This is a genomic window from Microbacterium sp. MTN4-26, from assembly GCF_042846595.1.
Lineage (GTDB): Bacteria > Actinomycetota > Actinomycetes > Actinomycetales > Microbacteriaceae > Microbacterium > Microbacterium luteum.
Genome location: NZ_BTGO01000004.1, coordinates 99162 through 114116, shown reverse-complemented (window position 1 = coordinate 114116; position 14955 = coordinate 99162). Strand labels below are relative to the sequence as shown.

Here is a 14955-nt window from a genome sequence, read left to right as displayed (position 1 = left end):
CCGCATCCGCCGTCGTCGGGTGCGGATAGGCTGTCTCTGCCCGTTCGACAGCTGTGAGGAACCGCGACATGGCCGATCTCATCGACACGACCGAGATGTATCTGCGCACGATCCTCGAGTTGGAGGAGGAGAACATCGTGCCGCTGCGCGCGCGCATCTCCGAGCGGCTGGGGCACTCCGGTCCCACGGTGTCGCAGACGGTGGGGCGCATGGAGCGCGACGGCCTGGTCGTCGTCTCGGACGACCGCCGCCTCGAGCTCACCGACTCCGGTCGCCAGAAGGCCGTCGATGTGATGCGCAAGCACCGTCTGGCCGAGCGGCTGCTCTCCGATGTGATCGGGCTCGACTGGGCCTACGTGCACGAGGAGGCCTGCCGGTGGGAGCACGTGATGAGCGAGCAAGTCGAACGTCGTCTCGTGGAGCTGCTCGGCCACCCCACGGAGTCGCCGTACGGCAACCCGATCCCGGGGCTCGATCTTCTCGGCGACATTCCTGGAGCGACCTTCGAGCAGGGCGTGGTCGGACTGGTGCGGCGCCTCAACGCCGCCGACGGTCCGGTCAGCGGCACGGTGCGCCGCCTCGCCGAGCCGGTGCAGGTCGACCCGGAGCTGCTCGAGCAGCTCAAGCAGGCCGGGGTCGTGCCCGGTGCTGCGGGAGACTTCCGCTTCAGCGAGGGCTACGTGCTCGTGCAGATGGCCGGAACAGACGACGCGCTCGAGCTTCCCGTCGAGGTCGCCTCGCACATCTTCCTCGTCGACGACGGCGCCTGACGCGCGGGCGAGCGCTTCCCCGCCCGCGCGCGGCGAGCGTGACTTATTCGTTATCTTCGGGTAGCCTGAACCGGTCTTGCACCCGAGAAAGCCCGGGTTCCAGGATGCTGGGAAGGTCGCCTCACTGGCTCGTCGCCTTCGCAGCGAACCGCACACTGTGCCCCCGACACCAGTGCCGACGAGTCAGCGCCCCCGGCGTCGAGGCGCCGGAGGATTGACTTGGCTGAAGAGAACCACCCGCACGAAGAGCCCGACGTTCCCGTGGCGAGCCGCCGCGAGCGAGCACGACAGATGGCTTCCCGTGCGAAGAAGAGCGTGACCCGCCGCACCACCGGCGCGAAGAGCACCGTGGCGAAGAGCTCCGCTCCGGTGGCGAAGGCCTCGCCGCGATCCTCGGCTCGACGCCCGCTACGCAGTCTCGTGATCTTCAGCATGGTCGGCGGTCTCGTCGCCACCGTCGGTCTCCCCGCCTACGGGGCCATCACCCTTCCGTCGGACGAGCCGCAGACCCTCCAGCAGGTCGCCGCCGAAGACGCGCAGTCGCTCGTCATCGCCTCCGACGCCGGCGCATCCGAGGAGCCGGTCGATCTCGGCCGCGAGAGCTACTCGGCGACGACGGCCGAGGAGATCGAAGAGAAGAAGGCCGAAGAGGCGGCGGCTGAGGCCGCGGCCGAGCGTGCCCGTCTCGCGGCGGCTGCCGCCAGCTCCGCCGAGACGTCTCAGACGTCGTACTCGGTCGACCTGTCGATGGTGGCGCCGGGAACGGGAGCGGTGCGCTATCCGCTCGCCGGCGGATACACCGTCGGCGACGGCTTCCTCGCCCGTGGCGGGTCGCACATGGGCGTCGACATGCTCATCGGCGGCGGCACGCCGATCTACGCGGCCGCCGGCGGCGTGGTCCGCATGTCGCAGGAGAGCCTCGGCGGCTACGGCGTCGCGGTCGTCATCGACCACGTCATCAACGGCCAGTCGGTCACCACGACCTACGGTCACATGACCTACGGCAGCCGCCAGGTCGTCGCCGGTCAGACGGTCTCCGCGGGGCAGATCATCGGCCTCGTCGGATCGACCGGGCGCTCGACGGCGAACCACCTGCACTTCGAGGTCGCCATCGGCGGGTCGAACGTCGACCCCATGGCGTGGCTCGCGCAGAACGCCGGCTGACGCCGTCCGGCGTGTTCCTCGACACGCCACGTCTCGTTCACCCGCGGATGCGACCCGACCTGCTGCTGCGTGCATTAGCCTGAGACCCGACGCTGAGAGAAGCGGAGGGAAGCTGATGGAGAGTGCGCCCCGCATCCGAACCATGGATGCGCTCGGACTGCTCGTCCTTCGGCATTCTGTGAGCGGAAGCCGCGGTCCTGCCGTGGTCTTCAAGGCGCTGTCTGTGTGACAGCGCCTTTTTTCATGCCCGAAACCTCTCGATTCGTCGCACTTCGAGGAGCCGCGAAGCCGTCCCGGCCGTTCGAGAGGAATCACTATGCGCACCCTGGTGCTGAATGCCGGTTATGAGCCGCTGGCCGTCGTGTCGTTCAAGCGGGCACTCGTGCTCGTCATGAATGACAAGGCGACGGTCGTCGAGCACATCGATGGGCAACCCGTGTGGGGCACGGATGCCTCCTACGATCGACCGGCGGTGATCCTGCTGACGCGATACGTGCGCGTTCCCGGCGGGCGCCGCGTGCCGGTCACCAGACGGGGTGTGCTCCGCCGTGATGCGCACCGCTGCGGATACTGCGGCGCGTCCGCCTCGACGATCGACCACGTGCTGCCGAGGTCGCGCGGGGGAGCGGATTCGTGGGAGAACCTCGTGGCGTGCTGCCTGCGCTGCAACAACGTCAAGGGTGATCGCACGCCGCAGGAGATGAGGTGGGAGCTGCGGTTCACGCCGGGCCCGCCGCGCGGCGCGCAGTGGACGGTGCGGGGCACCGATCGCACCGACCCGCGGTGGGAGCCGTATCTCGCGCTCGCCGCCTGATTCTCCCGGATCCTCGAACAAAACTTCCGCTTCAGCCCCATCCGTGTCGGTGGTGGGCCGTATCGTCACGTCATCGCATTGATTGACTAGAACATGTGTTCTAGCCTGTGGAGGTGGCAGGGGTGGCGAGGATGCAGCAGACGGTCCGCGGTGACCGCAGCGGTGACGTGCGAGCGCTGCGGGCGCAGCTCGAGAAGGTGCAGGGCCGCCGGCTGGGCGGAACGACGCTTCCCGTGCATCCCGCCCTCGCCGACATCCTCCCGGGTGGAGGTCTGCGATCGGGGTCGGTCTACGCCGTCGATCCGTCGCCGTCGTTGCTCTTCGCGCTCCTGGGTGCTCCCTCCCAGGCGGGGTCGTGGTGCGCGGCGGTGGGCATGCCCGATCTCGGGGTCGAGGCCGCCGAACGCCTCGGCGTCTCGCTGTCGCGGCTCGTGCTCATCCCCGATCCGGGGCCGCGCTGGCTGGCCGTGGCGGCCACCGTCTCAGAGGTGATGCCGATCGTCGCGGTGCGACCGGCCTCGCGCGTCGGCGATGCCGACGCCGCGCGCTTCGCCGCCCGGCTGCGAGACCGCGACGGCGTGCTTCTGGTGCAGGGGAACTGGCCGCAGGCGGAGGCGACGATCCGGGTGGCGGAGCCGGAGTGGACGGGGCTGGGGGCCGGGCACGGGTATCTGTCGGACCGGGGCGTGACCGTCGAGGTCTCGAGTCGTCGACTGCCGACTCCGCGACGGGGGCGACTGTCTCTTCCGGCGGCGGACGGGAGCGTCGTCCGCGTGCGGGAGGAGGAAGGCATTCGGCAGACGGGGCGGATGCGCCTCGAGGCGGTGGGGTGATGTCCGCGGCGACGGTGCAGACCCGCAGCCTCGTGCTGTGGGTGCCCGACTGGCCGGTGGTGGCGCTGTCGCGTGAACGGGCGGCGCCGGTGGAGCATCCACTGGCGGTCGTGGAGAACAACACCGTGGTCGCCTGTTCGGCGGCTGCTCGCGTCGAACGCGTGCGGCGCGGTCAGCGCCGACGCGACGCGCAGGCCCGATGCCCCGATCTCGAGATCGTCGCCGCCGACCAGGCGCGGGACCACCGGGTGTTCGCATCGGTGGTCTCCGCCGTGGAGGAGCGGGCTCCGGGGGTGCAGATCATGCGGCCGGGGCTCTGCGCGCTCCGGGCGCGGGGGCCGGCGCGGTATTACGGGGGCGAGCGGGATGCCGCCGAGGTGCTGCGTGAGGCGGTGCGCGCGCTGGGCGTGGCCGACGTGCGCGCGGGGATCGCCGACGGGCCGTTCACCGCGGAGCAGGCCGCTCGCTCGGGCACGACGACGCGCGAGTCGGTGCGCGTGGTCGTCGACGGCGGGGCGGGGGCGTACCTCTCCGGCTTGTCGGTGTCCGTTCTCGACGACGCGTTCGTCACCGGGGCCGGGGCTGCACCCGGTGAGATCGCCGGCCTTCTCGCGCGGCTCGGGGTGCACACCCTCGGACAGTTCGCCGAGATGGACGTCGATCGGGTGCGCGAGCGGTTCGGGGAGCGGGGCGTGCGGCTGCACTCCCTCGCCGCGGGGGAGGATTCCCGGGGCGTCCAGCCTCGGGTGCCCCCGCCGGAGCTGCACCGGGAGGTGGCGTTCGAGCCGCCGCTGGAGATCGCCGACCAGGTGGCGTTCGGCATGCGCGTGGCCGCGGAGGAGTTCCTCGCCGGGCTCGGCGCGGTCGATCTGGTGTGCACCGAGCTGCGCGTCGAGCTCACCGGTGACCGGGGGGAGCGCAGCGAGCGGGTGTGGCTGCATCCGGGATCGTTCGACGCCGCCTCGGTGGTCGACCGGGTGCGCTGGCAGCTGAGTGAGGACACCGCCGAGGGGATGCTGGCCAGCGGCGTGTCCGTCGTGCGCATCTCTCCCGAGGCGGTCGATGCGGCGGCCCACCACGCCCCCACGGTGTTCGGTTCGGGGGCGGAGGAGCGCGTGCATCACGCGCTGTCGCGGGTGCAGGCGATGCTCGGGCACCGGGGTGTGGTGACACCGGCGGTGGGGGGAGGCCGGTGGCTGGCGGAGCGTCAGGTGATGGTGCCGTGGGGAGACCGCGCCGTGCTCGAGCATGACCGAGGGCAGCCGTGGCCGGGGAGTCTGCCCGATCCGCTCCCGGGAACGGTGTTCGCCGATCCTCCCGCGGTGAGCGTGGTCTCGCCGCGCGGCGAGAGCGTGTCCGTCGATGACCGTGGTCGCCTCAGCGATCCCCCCGCCGAGATGACCGAGGGAGGGTCGCGCCGGGGCATCCGCTCGTGGGCGGGGCCGTGGCCGGTCTTCGAGCGCACGTGGGATGCCGCGAGGGCGCGTCGGGCGCACCGGTTTCAGATGATCGACGCCGCCGGTGTCGCCTGGCTGCTGGTGTGCCAGTCCGGCGTGTGGCGGGCCGAGGCGAGGTACGACTGATGGGCTGGCGGAACCCCCCGGTGCCGTGGTCGGAGATGGAGGGGCTGCTCAGCGACCGGCGGCGGCCGGGGAACCGGCCCGCCGGGGCCGACGGCGGCGACAGTCCGGCCTGGTCCACCAAGCGCGCTCCCTACGTGCCGCCGGTGATCGAGCGCCCGGCGGGGGCGGTGCCCTACGCCGAGCTGCATGCCCACTCATCCTTCTCGTTCCTCGACGGCGCCTCTTCGCCCGAGGAGCTCGCCGAGGAGGCGGAGCGGCAGGGGCTGCATGCCCTCGCGATCACCGACCACGACGGCTTCTACGGCATCGTCCGCTTCGCCGAGGCCGCTGAGGGTCTCCGGCTGAAGACGGTGTTCGGGGCAGAGCTGTCTCTCGAGCTGCCCGCGCCGCAGAACGGCGAACCCGACCCCGTCGGCGCCCACCTGCTCGTGCTCGCCCGCGGCGAGGAGGGGTATCACCGGCTCGCCGGCGCCCTCACCCACGCCCAGCTCGCCGGGCGCGAGAAGGGTCGGCCGGTCTACGACCTCGACGACCTGGCCGCGCGCTCCCGCGACGCGTCGGGGGTCGGGCACTGGGTGATCATGACCGGATGCCGCAAGGGCACCGTGCGCCGCGCGCTCGCCGCCTCCGGCGCCGCCGGCGCCGCGACCGAGCTCGACCGGCTCATCGAGCGGTTCGGCGCCGATGCGGTGTGCGTCGAGCTGATCGATCACGGCTCTCCGCTCGATTCGCGGCACAACGATGTGCTCTTCGCCCTCGCCCGGGAGCGCGGCCTGGATGTGGTGGCCACCAACAACGTGCACTACGCCGTGCCGGACCGCGCGCACCTGGCTGCCGCGGTCGCCGCGGTGCGGGCGCACCGGGGGCTCGACGAGATCGACGGGTGGCTGCCCGCGCACGACGGCGCGCACGTGCGCTCGGGGGCCGAGATGGCGGAGCGGTTCGCGCGGTATCCCGGGGTGATCGAACGCACGGTGACGCTCGCCGACGAGCTGGCCTTCCCGCTGCGTCGGGCCCGGCCCTCGCTGCCGCGCCAGGAGGTTCCCGACGGTCATACGCCGATGAGCTGGCTGCGGCACCTGGTGTGGGAGGCGGTGCCGCGGAAGTATCCCGACCTCACCGACGACGACGCCGCGCGCATCGACAAGGAGCTCGGGGTGATCGAGGCGAAGGACTTCCCCGGCTACTTCCTCATCGTGCACGGCATCGTGCAGGAGGCGCGTCGGCGCGGCATCCTGTGTCAGGGGCGTGGGTCGGCCGCGAACAGCGCGGTCTGCTATCTGCTCGACATCACCGCGGTGGATTCGATCGCCTACAAGCTGCCGTTCGAGCGGTTCCTGTCGTCGCTGCGCGACGAGGAGCCCGACATCGACGTCGATTTCGACTCCGATCGCCGCGAGGAGATCATCCAGTGGGTCTACGAGCGTTACGGGCGAGAGCGTGCCGCGCAGGTGTCGAACGTCATCCAGTACCGGCCGAAGAATGCCGTGCGCGATATGGCGAAGGCGCTGGGGCATTCGCCCGGGCAGCAGGATGCGTGGTCGAAGCAGGTGGAGCGCTGGGGGGCTTCGCTCGACAGCGCGCCCGACCACGACATCCCGGACCGCGTCATCGCGTACGCGTCCGAGCTGCTGAAGGCGCCGCGGCACCTCGGCATCCACTCCGGCGGCATGGTGCTCACGGACCGGCCCGTCGGCGAGGTGGTGCCCATCGAGCACGCGCGCATGGCGGGTCGCACCGTCATCCAGTGGGACAAGGACGACGCCGCGTGGATGGGGCTGGTGAAGTTCGATCTGCTGGGCCTCGGCATGCTCGCCGCGATCCAGTACTGCTTCGACATGATCCGTGCGGCCACGGGGGAGGAGTGGGAGCTGGCGACCATTCCCAAAGAGGAGCGGGCGGTGTACGACATGCTGTGCCGGGCCGATTCGATCGGGGTCTTCCAGGTCGAATCCCGTGCCCAGATGGGGCTGCTGCCGCGGTTGCAGCCGCGGCGGTTCTACGACCTCGTGGTCCAGATCGCCCTGATTCGGCCCGGACCCATTCAGGGGGGCGCGGTGCATCCGTTCGTGCGACGCAAGCTCGGTCACGAACCGGTCGTCTACGCGCATCCGAAGCTCGAGCCGGTGCTGGAGCGCACGCTGGGCGTGCCGGTGTTCCAGGAGCAGCTGATGCAGATGGCGATGGCGGTGGGGGAGTGCACCGGTGAAGATGCCGATCTGCTGCGGCGGGCGATGGGCTCCAAGCGCGGGGTGGAGCGCATCGAGTCGCTGCGCGAGAAGCTGTATGAGGGCATGGCCACCAATGGCCTGGTCGGAGAGGCCGCCGACGCGATCTACGCGAAGATCCAGGCGTTCGCGAACTTCGGCTTCGCCGAGTCGCACTCCCTTTCGTTCGCCCTGCTCGTCTATGCCAGCTCGTGGATCAAGCTGCACTACCCGGCGGCGTTCCTCGCGGGACTGCTGCGCGCCCAGCCGATGGGGTTCTATTCGCCGGCGACGCTCACCGCCGACGCCCGCCGCCACGGCGTCGAGGTGCGGCGCCCCGACCTGCACGCCTCGGGGGTCGAGGCGGTTCTCGAACCGGTGTCGGGGGATGCGGTGGCGGCGCCCACTGGGCGTGCCGCGTGTGCGGAGCGCATCCAGGATCCCGTCGGCGACTTCGACCCTCAGGGCGTGGATGAATCGGCGGCTCACCGCCGCGACGCGGGATATGCCGTGCGGCTGGGGCTGGCGGCGATCAAGGGCATCGGTGCGGCGCCGGCCGGCCGCATCGTCGCCGAGCGGGGGAGCGGTGGGCCGTTCCGGGACATGCGGGATCTCGTGCGGCGCACGGGTCTCACCGCCGCCCAGCTCGAGGCGCTCGCCACGGCCGGGGCGTTCGAGTGTCTCGGGCTCAGCCGGCGCGAGGCGATCTGGATGGCGGGGGATGCCGCGCAGGACCGCGCCGAATACCTTCCGGACTCCCTCGTCGCGGTGCAGCCGCCGCTGTTCACCGACCCTTCCGGCTACGACGTGCTCGCCGCCGACCTGTGGGCGACGGGTGTCTCCACCGACGACCATCCGATGACGCACTTCCGGTCCCGTCTCGACGCGCGCGGCGTGCTGACGTCGGCGGGGCTGAGGACCCACGAGACCGGACGCCGCGTCGAGGTCGCCGGGCTCGTCACCCACCGGCAGCGCCCGGCGACGGCATCTGGCGTGACCTTCATCAACCTCGAAGACGAGTACGGGCTCGTGAACGTGATCTGCTCGGTGGGGGTGTGGAACAGGTATCGCCGTGTCGTGCGCGACGCGCCCGCTCTCATCGTGCGGGGCATGCTGGAGCGCTCGGTCGAGGGCGTGACGAATCTGCTCGCCGACCGCTTCGACGACCTGCGGGTGGATGTGCCCCACAACGCGCGGAACTTCCGCTGACGAACCGGACCGCCACGCCTCGGCCGGTAGACTTCTGCGGCCAGCCTCTGTAGCTCAATGGAAGAGCAGTTGCGTCCTAAGCAAACGGTTGGGGGTTCGAGTCCCTCCAGGGGCACAACATATTTTTGCTTCCGACCAGGTCTTTATTTTGGGGCAGCCTAGCTAGTTTTCCGGTTTTGCCCGCATTTTGCCCGCATTTGAGAACGCTATGAGCCGAAAACCGGGCAGCTTCGAGGGGCATCACGACGCTTCGTTCGACGTCTCAGAACGACGAAATCGAGCGTTTCTGGTTGGGTTTGCCTCGTCGAAAAACTGAGCAATCTGCTCTCTGCGGCTACTGCGGTCGGGCGTAGCGCGTCTGCGGACCCGACGGCAGCGCCACCAACGGCATCCGGGCGTTCAGTCGCGTCGCGACGGCATCCAGATCGTCGTCGAAGAGGTCGGCGTAGGTGTCCAGCGTCATCGCCGCCGGCGCATGCCCGAGCATCCGCTGCACGGCCTTCACGTTCGCGCCCGAGCTGATTGCGAGTGACGCGGCCGTGTGACGGAGGTCGTGGGGCGTGACCCGCGGGATCGACGGATCAAACTCCTGCGCGCGCCGCACCGCGTTCGCGAATCATCCCTTCGCGCCGGAGTTGCGCATGTGATTGACCCCGTCCCCGAACAGCAGACCCTCCGGGCCCTTACCTACGCACGCCTGATCGATCATCGGCGCGAGACGCTCCGGGTACGGCACCGATCGCTTCTCGTGCGTCTTGGGCGTACCGACGTGGATCTCGTAGGCGATCATCACCGCGTTCTCCTCGATGACGAAGCGTCGACGAAGCCGGTTCACGCTCCGCACGCGCAGACCCGTAGCCTCGCCCCATCGCAAGCCGCAGTACGCCAGCGTCAGGACGAGCGTCGGATGCGCGGAGCACGCGGCCAGCGTCGCCACCTGGTCATGTGTGAGGTAGACGCGGCGCTTGCCCGGCCCATGCCGAGGAAGGTTGCGCACCTGGCGGGCCGGATTGCTCGCGAGGCGACGATCGTCGATGGCGACGTCGAGGATGCCGGCCAGGATCCCCAGCGAGCGAAGGACGACGGTCCGTGACTTCTGCGTCGCGAGGTTGGACCCCCAATCCTGGACTTCGGAGCGCCGGATCGACGAGATCTCCCTGTGGGCCCAGACCGGCGCGACGTGGTTCTTCCATGCCCGCTCGAGCGTCATGTAGTACGAGGGCTTCGACATCGGCGGTTGCTTGGAGCGCAGCCAGCTATCGGCGAACATGCGGACGGGAACTCGCGACGAGGCGGGGTCGATGTACTCGCCCTTCGACTTCGACACCGTGACCATCGAGAGGTAGAGCTTCGCTTCGCGCATCGTTGTGAAGCCACGCTTCTCCGCCTCGGTGCGATCCGGCTTGCGATAGCGCACCCGGTAATGGCGACCGTTCACCGACTCGTACGGGGTGATGCTGCCCATCTCGACCTCCGCTCGTGCCGGCTCGACAGTCAGTATCGGGCCAGTGTCGGACACTGATCGGATGCCGTCAATGCGGCCGGTGAGACATGTGGATAGATGACGGAAGACGTCGTCAACTGGCGTTGAGGCGAAGGGGCGTCTCGCTCGACGCCGAGAGTGTAGCGATCGTTCGCGTCTCCGTTCTCGCCGCTCACTCCTTGCAGACTCCGCGCTGGAGCGCGTCGCTTAGCAGCCGTTCGGCGACGAGCACTGCGCCGCGCCCAATCGCTGATGTGGCTGAATGTCGGAGCGAACGAGACGTGTGCGGTACCGTCACACCGGGACTAGAGAGCGTTTCGAGAAGTGCTATCGGAGTTCGCCAGTGAGCGTGACTGAGCTGTCTGTCGGGTAATAGCGACTCACCGCTCACGGCTGGCGTGATGTAACGGGAGGAACAAGTGGCACGGGTGGAGCGGATTGAGAAGGGCGACCTTGAATCGGGAGTCCATCCCACGAGCGTGGTGTGTGCCGCGCAGCTGGTCCCTGATGACCAGGGGTCGTTTGTGGTGCAGCTCGCTTCGTTCGGCTCGAAAGCGGCCGAGTCCAGTGGGAAGCGGCACGTCACGCAGACCTATCAGTTCGATCGTTATGCCGCTGCAACCCTAGTGCGCTACTTCACGGAGGCGTTCGGCGACGACTTCGTGAGTGAGACTCCCGGCGACATGTAGAGGCCCACAGCGGAGGCGCGTTCTCGACGCCGGCCAGTCTGTTACTCATCTCGCGGATTCTTCGACTGCCAGCCAATTGGCGATGATCCACTGTGCCACCTGGGCGGGATCTTCGTGTTCCCAGAATCGCAGTACCGTCCAGCCCGCTGCCGTCAGCGCCGCCGTGACCGCGGAATCACGCTCCGCGTTTCGGTCGAGCTTGGGTCCCCAGTAGGCAGCGTTGGCTTTCGGGGCGGTGCCGTGGATGGGGCAACGATGCCAGAAGCACCCGTCGATGAACACGGCGATCCGACGCCGTGTGAACACGATGTCGGCGCGCGACGTCGACGCCGCAATCGGTCGTGTATCAACACGGTATCTCAGGCCGGCGGCGTGCAGAATCCGCCGAACACGCATCTCGGGCTTGGTGTCGCGCCGACGATTCGACACCATCGTCCGTCGTGATGCTTCGCTGGATGCCCAGGAGCCTGTCATGACCTGGAGCGTACCTTCCGGATGGGCAGTGGGCCCCGCGAGGCGTCAGCCACCTGATGATTCGAACAGTCCGCCAAGCAGCGCGCGCAACGCCTCATCCTCCATCGCAGCCACATCCGTCACACGCAACTCAAACTGCAGAGCCTTGAAGCCGGTTCGAACTGCCTCTCGACGACTTGTGCTGCGGTCGAGCGCGACGATCTGCTCGCTGACCATGCGTGCAAGTCGATGGTCGGACGAGAGGTTGCGGTCAATAAGGCCGACGAGTTCGTCCTCGAACAGCGGCAATTCAGGGTCGTTGAGTAGCTCACCGAGGATCGAGGACCGAAGGTACAGGCGTTGGAAGACGTTGCGACGGCCAGAGCGATATCGATCGTGGGGAAGATGACCGTTCGCGTCAGGTCCGAAACGCTCTACTGCGAGGTCCGGCAGGACCACCAGAGCCAGGTATGGCCAGACGTCAGGATGTGCGGCACCCGCCCGCCCCTCCGATTCGAACCATCGAGCAAGTGCGCCGCCCACCGCTATGTCGAAGAGGCGGTCGCGATCGCCGCGCTTGCGGCTGCTTGCTTGAGGAAGGGCATCGGCGACCGCCTCGTGGAGATCGCGAAGGCGCTGTGCAGGAACGGGGATCCCAGTTGCAGGGAAGATGGCACCCGGATGGTGGCCGCCGTCGGGAAACGGCTGAGCGGTGCCCCCTGCGGCGAGGGTGCGCTCGATTCGCGAGATCTCGCTATCCACATCAGCGCGGCTGAGCCGAGGATAGGTGAATGTCACTTGCCGCTTGCCTTTCCATGAAGTGCCAGCGCCTCACGCGAGCGGGATACCAGAGTCATTGGATCCTCGAGAGCCAACCGGCATCCCTCTTCCAACGTCAGGCCCAGGGACGAGGCGATGGACAGGCCCAAGGCAACGACTGAGCCTAGATCATCGTCGGCGATGTCCCGCATGCGGTCGGCGGGAATCGAGTTACGCCATCCACCCAAAAAATGAAGCACGCCCAGGTGAATGTCGCACTCGATTGCCTTATAGACGTCCTCCGGAGCATCGCCGTCGACGATCTGGTGACAGATTTCGAGATCGGTATTCACGAACAGTCGAATCGAGGAGCTGATGCTCCAATGCGGTTCGGCATCGGCTGCGATCTCGAGCGCCCACGGCACGGAGCGCCGCCCGGTCGAGCCAAACGATGTGGCGGAGGTCGGGAAGTCTGCTTCATCGCGTTCAAGCCGGAGCGAGATGGGGCTGGGGAGTTGCCAGAGCCTCGCGCTCTGATGAATTGCTTTCATCGGATCCGGGCTGGCGGTGCGGCCGGGACCAACCACCCATAGGTCAGCCGTCAACTCGACTGCGAGCTCGCTCCCATCGGCTTTGAGCTCGACGTCCGCGCGCCACACTCCATCCTGTTCTCTGAAGTGCGCCTGGGAGCGCCAACGAGTTCGGGCGGCCATGCAGCCCACAATTGCCACAAGTAGCACACCCTCGCCGGGCGAGATTCCAGTTTCATCCCAGAAGCTCTCTGCCAAAGTGGCCGACGCGCGAACGTGTCCCGCGTCAAGTTGTTGGCAGGATTTCTTCTCTTTCGAAGGTGGGGGTGGTGGGGTCGGCCAGGCCCATGTGCACCTCTATCGGCCGGTTCCAGGCGATCGCCTCGTGCGGGCGTTCGGTGTTGTACTCGGTCCGGTAGTCCTCGGCGCGTTCGATCAGCGTCAGCGCGTCGGGGATCTCGTCGAGGAACAGTCGCTCGTACTTCAGGGTCCCGAACCCGCGTTCGCGTGACCCGTTCTGCCCGGGGGTCTTCACCCGGGTGCGGACGTGCCGCAATTCGGGGTGTCTCATGATGAACAGCTCGAAGTTCAGCGACCGGAACGGGCCGCCGTTGTCGGTGACGATCTCTGCCGGAGGCTCCGCTCCGACGAGAACGGTAGTGCCGCGAGGGTCACACCGCTAGGGGTCATCCTCGCGGTGTTCGAGGGACTCGGCGCGAATTAAGCTGAGTCGCATGAGCGACGCGATTTTGAACCCCGATGATGCAGCGCAACGAGCGCGCGAACTGATCGAAGCCGACGTGAACGCGCGGGTTGAGGCCGTGCGTCAGGTCGTGGCGGCGACCAACGATGCGGACGATGCCGAGCGGCGATGGAAGGATGCAACAGCCATACACGAACGGGCGTGGCGTGCCGCGCTCGATGCTGGCTGGTCGGAGAAGGATCTGCGCGCAACGGGCGCGCGCGCACCTGGTCAGACGAGCCGCCCCCGGCGTGCTCGAACCGCCGGCACACGATCCTCCAACGGCGCTGGTTCTGCTTCTTCTGAGGAGTAGCCTTCGGCTCTGATCTTCTCAACGGCCCCCGTCACGCTTCGCGCTGATGGGGGCCGTTGCGTGGGCAACTTCGTTGCCTTCCGGCCTGTGGATGATACGCGCCGGTTTCGCTGCGGCAAGGGCTTTCGCGGCATATCCTCCCTCGCTGCGCTCACTCCGGTATTCCACGGTCCCCTGCCTCCGCGCCCCCAACGCTGTAATTCGGCTTTTGCCGAAAGGCAATGAGGTTTGGAGAGGAGAAGTGCCATGAACGATGAACCGCTGACCGTGTACTCCAAGGCCGGCTGTGTGCAGTGCACGGCGACGCTGCGGGCGCTCGATGCCGCCGGCATCGCGTACCGGGTGATCGACCTGACCGGTGACCCGGTGGCGCTGGAGCACGTCAAAGAGTCGGGCTTCCTACAGGCTCCGGTGGTCGAGGGCGCCGGCGACCCCTGGTCGGGTTTCCGACCCGATCGGATCGACGAGCTGGTCAAGTCGAGGGCGGCGTGAGCGATGAACACGACAGTGAGCTTCGCCACGATCCAGACGACGTTCCCCAGCGGCGACGACGACCACTACCGGTTGTCGCAGAAAGTCGGGGAACGCGACCAACAGCTGCACGACTACGGCCGGCACGGGTACCGGCTCGCGAACACGGTGACAGTCCCCGGAGCCGAGTTCGTGACGGTGATCGACACACTCACGAGGGAGAACGACTGATGCCGTACGAACACTCCCCCGCACCCATTCTGCTCACCCCCCACGAGGCGGCAGTCATCCTCGGCCGTGACGTGGCAGAACTGCGGCGGTGGCGTGGCCAGAACGTCGGGCCCACGTTCCACGACCTCGGCCGCGGACTCATCCGCTATGCCCGTAAATCGGTGATCGAGGAGGCCAGCTACGACGCCGAATCAAAGCGCTAGCAGAAACCGCTGCACGCACAGATAGTCATCATGACGAGGCATCGCTCCCGAGCACCGCCTCTTCCCCTCCGGAGCTGCTGGCTACTGCGGAATTATGTTGCAAATGCTGCGCTCGGAGCACGTCGCCGGGTCAAGCGTCCGACTTATCGCGATCATGCCGACCAGTTCCGCCTCGAGGCGGGCGAGTTCTTCTTGCCGTGCCCGGACCTCTGCAAGTTTGCCAGCTAGCAGGGAGTTCACATGTGAGCACGGGGCCCGTCCGACCTCGCGCAGTTCAAGAACTCCTGCGATGTCGGTCAGCTTCAGTCCGGCCGCTTTAGCGGCGCGGATAAACCCGACACGTGCAACCGCACGGTCCTCGTACGCCCGGTATCCGTTGCCTTCCCGAGTTGGCGCCGGCAGCAGTCCTTCCCGTTCGTAGAACCGGATGGTCTGTGTGCTGACGCCGGTCATTTCGGCGAGATCTCCGATGCGCATGTCTCTATCCCACCACTTGACCTT

The 14955-nt window shown here is 68.0% G+C and carries 18 protein-coding genes and 1 tRNA gene; 12 read left to right on the top strand and 7 right to left on the bottom strand.

Features of this window, described 5'->3' with window-relative positions; translation table 11 throughout:
- Positions 1 to 68 precede the first annotated feature (68 nt).
- The 7 genes from ACGG9C_RS04740 to ACGG9C_RS04710 all read left to right on the top strand — a co-directional run bounded on the left by ACGG9C_RS04740 (position 69) and on the right by ACGG9C_RS04710 (position 8695).
- Positions 69 to 770: a metal-dependent transcriptional regulator gene (locus tag ACGG9C_RS04740; RefSeq protein ID WP_194384801.1), complete on the top strand. Its 702-nt coding sequence runs from the start codon at positions 69 to 71 to the stop codon at positions 768 to 770.
- Positions 771 to 989: 219 nt separating this feature from the next.
- Positions 990 to 1934 (top strand): M23 family metallopeptidase, encoded by a 945-nt coding sequence (locus tag ACGG9C_RS04735; protein WP_390178326.1) that lies wholly within the window; start codon positions 990 to 992, stop codon positions 1932 to 1934.
- Positions 1935 to 2250: 316 nt separating this feature from the next.
- On the top strand, positions 2251 to 2748 hold the full coding sequence (locus ACGG9C_RS04730; protein WP_071044478.1) for an HNH endonuclease: 498 nt from the start codon (positions 2251 to 2253) through the stop codon (positions 2746 to 2748).
- Positions 2749 to 2861: 113 nt separating this feature from the next.
- On the top strand, positions 2862 to 3581 hold the full coding sequence (locus ACGG9C_RS04725) for a hypothetical protein (RefSeq protein ID WP_390178325.1): 720 nt from the start codon (positions 2862 to 2864) through the stop codon (positions 3579 to 3581).
- Positions 3581 to 5164, top strand: coding sequence for a DNA polymerase Y family protein (locus ACGG9C_RS04720; RefSeq protein ID WP_390178324.1), 1584 nt, complete (start codon positions 3581 to 3583; stop codon positions 5162 to 5164). The genes ACGG9C_RS04725 and ACGG9C_RS04720 overlap by 1 nt, the downstream gene beginning before the upstream one ends.
- Positions 5164 to 8580 carry an error-prone DNA polymerase gene (locus ACGG9C_RS04715; RefSeq protein ID WP_390178323.1) on the top strand — a complete coding sequence of 1139 codons (3417 nt, stop codon included), beginning with the start codon at positions 5164 to 5166 and terminating at the stop codon, positions 8578 to 8580. Before ACGG9C_RS04720 ends, ACGG9C_RS04715 begins: the two co-directional genes overlap by 1 nt.
- A 43-nt stretch (positions 8581 to 8623) precedes the next feature.
- Positions 8624 to 8695 (top strand) — tRNA-Arg (locus tag ACGG9C_RS04710).
- Between the two features lie 219 nt (positions 8696 to 8914).
- On the opposite strand, the gene ACGG9C_RS04705 is transcribed toward ACGG9C_RS04710, so the two are convergent.
- Both ACGG9C_RS04705 and ACGG9C_RS04700 read right to left on the bottom strand, forming a co-directional pair.
- A complete protein-coding gene (locus ACGG9C_RS04705) occupies positions 8915 to 9184 on the bottom strand; it encodes a tyrosine-type recombinase/integrase (protein ID WP_390178322.1) in 270 nt (89 codons plus the stop codon).
- A 12-nt stretch (positions 9185 to 9196) separates the two neighbouring features.
- Positions 9197 to 10045 carry a tyrosine-type recombinase/integrase gene (locus ACGG9C_RS04700; RefSeq protein ID WP_390178321.1) on the bottom strand — a complete coding sequence of 283 codons (849 nt, stop codon included), beginning with the start codon at positions 10043 to 10045 and terminating at the stop codon, positions 9197 to 9199.
- A gap of 437 nt (positions 10046 to 10482) precedes the next feature.
- Here ACGG9C_RS04700 and ACGG9C_RS04695 point away from each other — a divergent pair, with 437 nt between their 5' ends.
- A complete protein-coding gene (locus tag ACGG9C_RS04695) occupies positions 10483 to 10752 on the top strand; it encodes a hypothetical protein (protein WP_390178320.1) in 270 nt (89 codons plus the stop codon).
- 45 nt (positions 10753 to 10797) lie between these two features.
- On the opposite strand, the gene ACGG9C_RS04690 is transcribed toward ACGG9C_RS04695, so the two are convergent.
- The 4 genes from ACGG9C_RS04690 to ACGG9C_RS04675 all read right to left on the bottom strand — a co-directional run bounded on the left by ACGG9C_RS04690 (position 10798) and on the right by ACGG9C_RS04675 (position 13065).
- On the bottom strand, positions 10798 to 11226 hold the full coding sequence (locus ACGG9C_RS04690) for a very short patch repair endonuclease (RefSeq protein WP_390178319.1): 429 nt from the start codon (positions 11224 to 11226) through the stop codon (positions 10798 to 10800).
- A gap of 45 nt (positions 11227 to 11271) precedes the next feature.
- Entirely contained in the window at positions 11272 to 12003 is a 732-nt protein-coding gene (locus tag ACGG9C_RS04685; protein ID WP_390178318.1) for a hypothetical protein, read from the bottom strand.
- Entirely contained in the window at positions 12000 to 12677 is a 678-nt protein-coding gene (locus tag ACGG9C_RS04680; protein WP_390178317.1) for a hypothetical protein, read from the bottom strand. The genes ACGG9C_RS04685 and ACGG9C_RS04680 overlap by 4 nt, the downstream gene beginning before the upstream one ends.
- A gap of 103 nt (positions 12678 to 12780) precedes the next feature.
- Positions 12781 to 13065: an integrase core domain-containing protein gene (locus tag ACGG9C_RS04675; RefSeq protein ID WP_390178316.1), complete on the bottom strand. Its 285-nt coding sequence runs from the start codon at positions 13063 to 13065 to the stop codon at positions 12781 to 12783.
- Between the two features lie 163 nt (positions 13066 to 13228).
- On the opposite strand from ACGG9C_RS04675, the gene ACGG9C_RS04670 reads away from it, so the two are divergent.
- From ACGG9C_RS04670 to ACGG9C_RS04655, 4 genes are all read left to right on the top strand, one after another.
- Positions 13229 to 13549: a hypothetical protein gene (locus tag ACGG9C_RS04670; protein WP_390178315.1), complete on the top strand. Its 321-nt coding sequence runs from the start codon at positions 13229 to 13231 to the stop codon at positions 13547 to 13549.
- 246 nt (positions 13550 to 13795) lie between these two features.
- On the top strand, positions 13796 to 14041 hold the full coding sequence (gene nrdH / locus ACGG9C_RS04665) for a glutaredoxin-like protein NrdH (RefSeq protein ID WP_390178314.1): 246 nt from the start codon (positions 13796 to 13798) through the stop codon (positions 14039 to 14041).
- Between the two features lie 3 nt (positions 14042 to 14044).
- Entirely contained in the window at positions 14045 to 14251 is a 207-nt protein-coding gene (locus tag ACGG9C_RS04660) for a hypothetical protein (RefSeq protein WP_390178313.1), read from the top strand.
- The gene (locus ACGG9C_RS04655; RefSeq protein ID WP_390178312.1) at positions 14251 to 14454 is read left to right on the top strand and encodes a hypothetical protein; all 204 of its coding nucleotides are present in this window, start codon (positions 14251 to 14253) and stop codon (positions 14452 to 14454) included. Before ACGG9C_RS04660 ends, ACGG9C_RS04655 begins: the two co-directional genes overlap by 1 nt.
- Before the next feature lie 81 nt (positions 14455 to 14535).
- Here ACGG9C_RS04655 and ACGG9C_RS04650 read toward each other — a convergent pair whose 3' ends face one another.
- Complete coding sequence (locus ACGG9C_RS04650; protein ID WP_286932801.1) at positions 14536 to 14931, bottom strand: heavy metal-responsive transcriptional regulator; 396 nt, start codon at positions 14929 to 14931, stop codon at positions 14536 to 14538.
- Positions 14932 to 14955 lie beyond the last annotated feature (24 nt).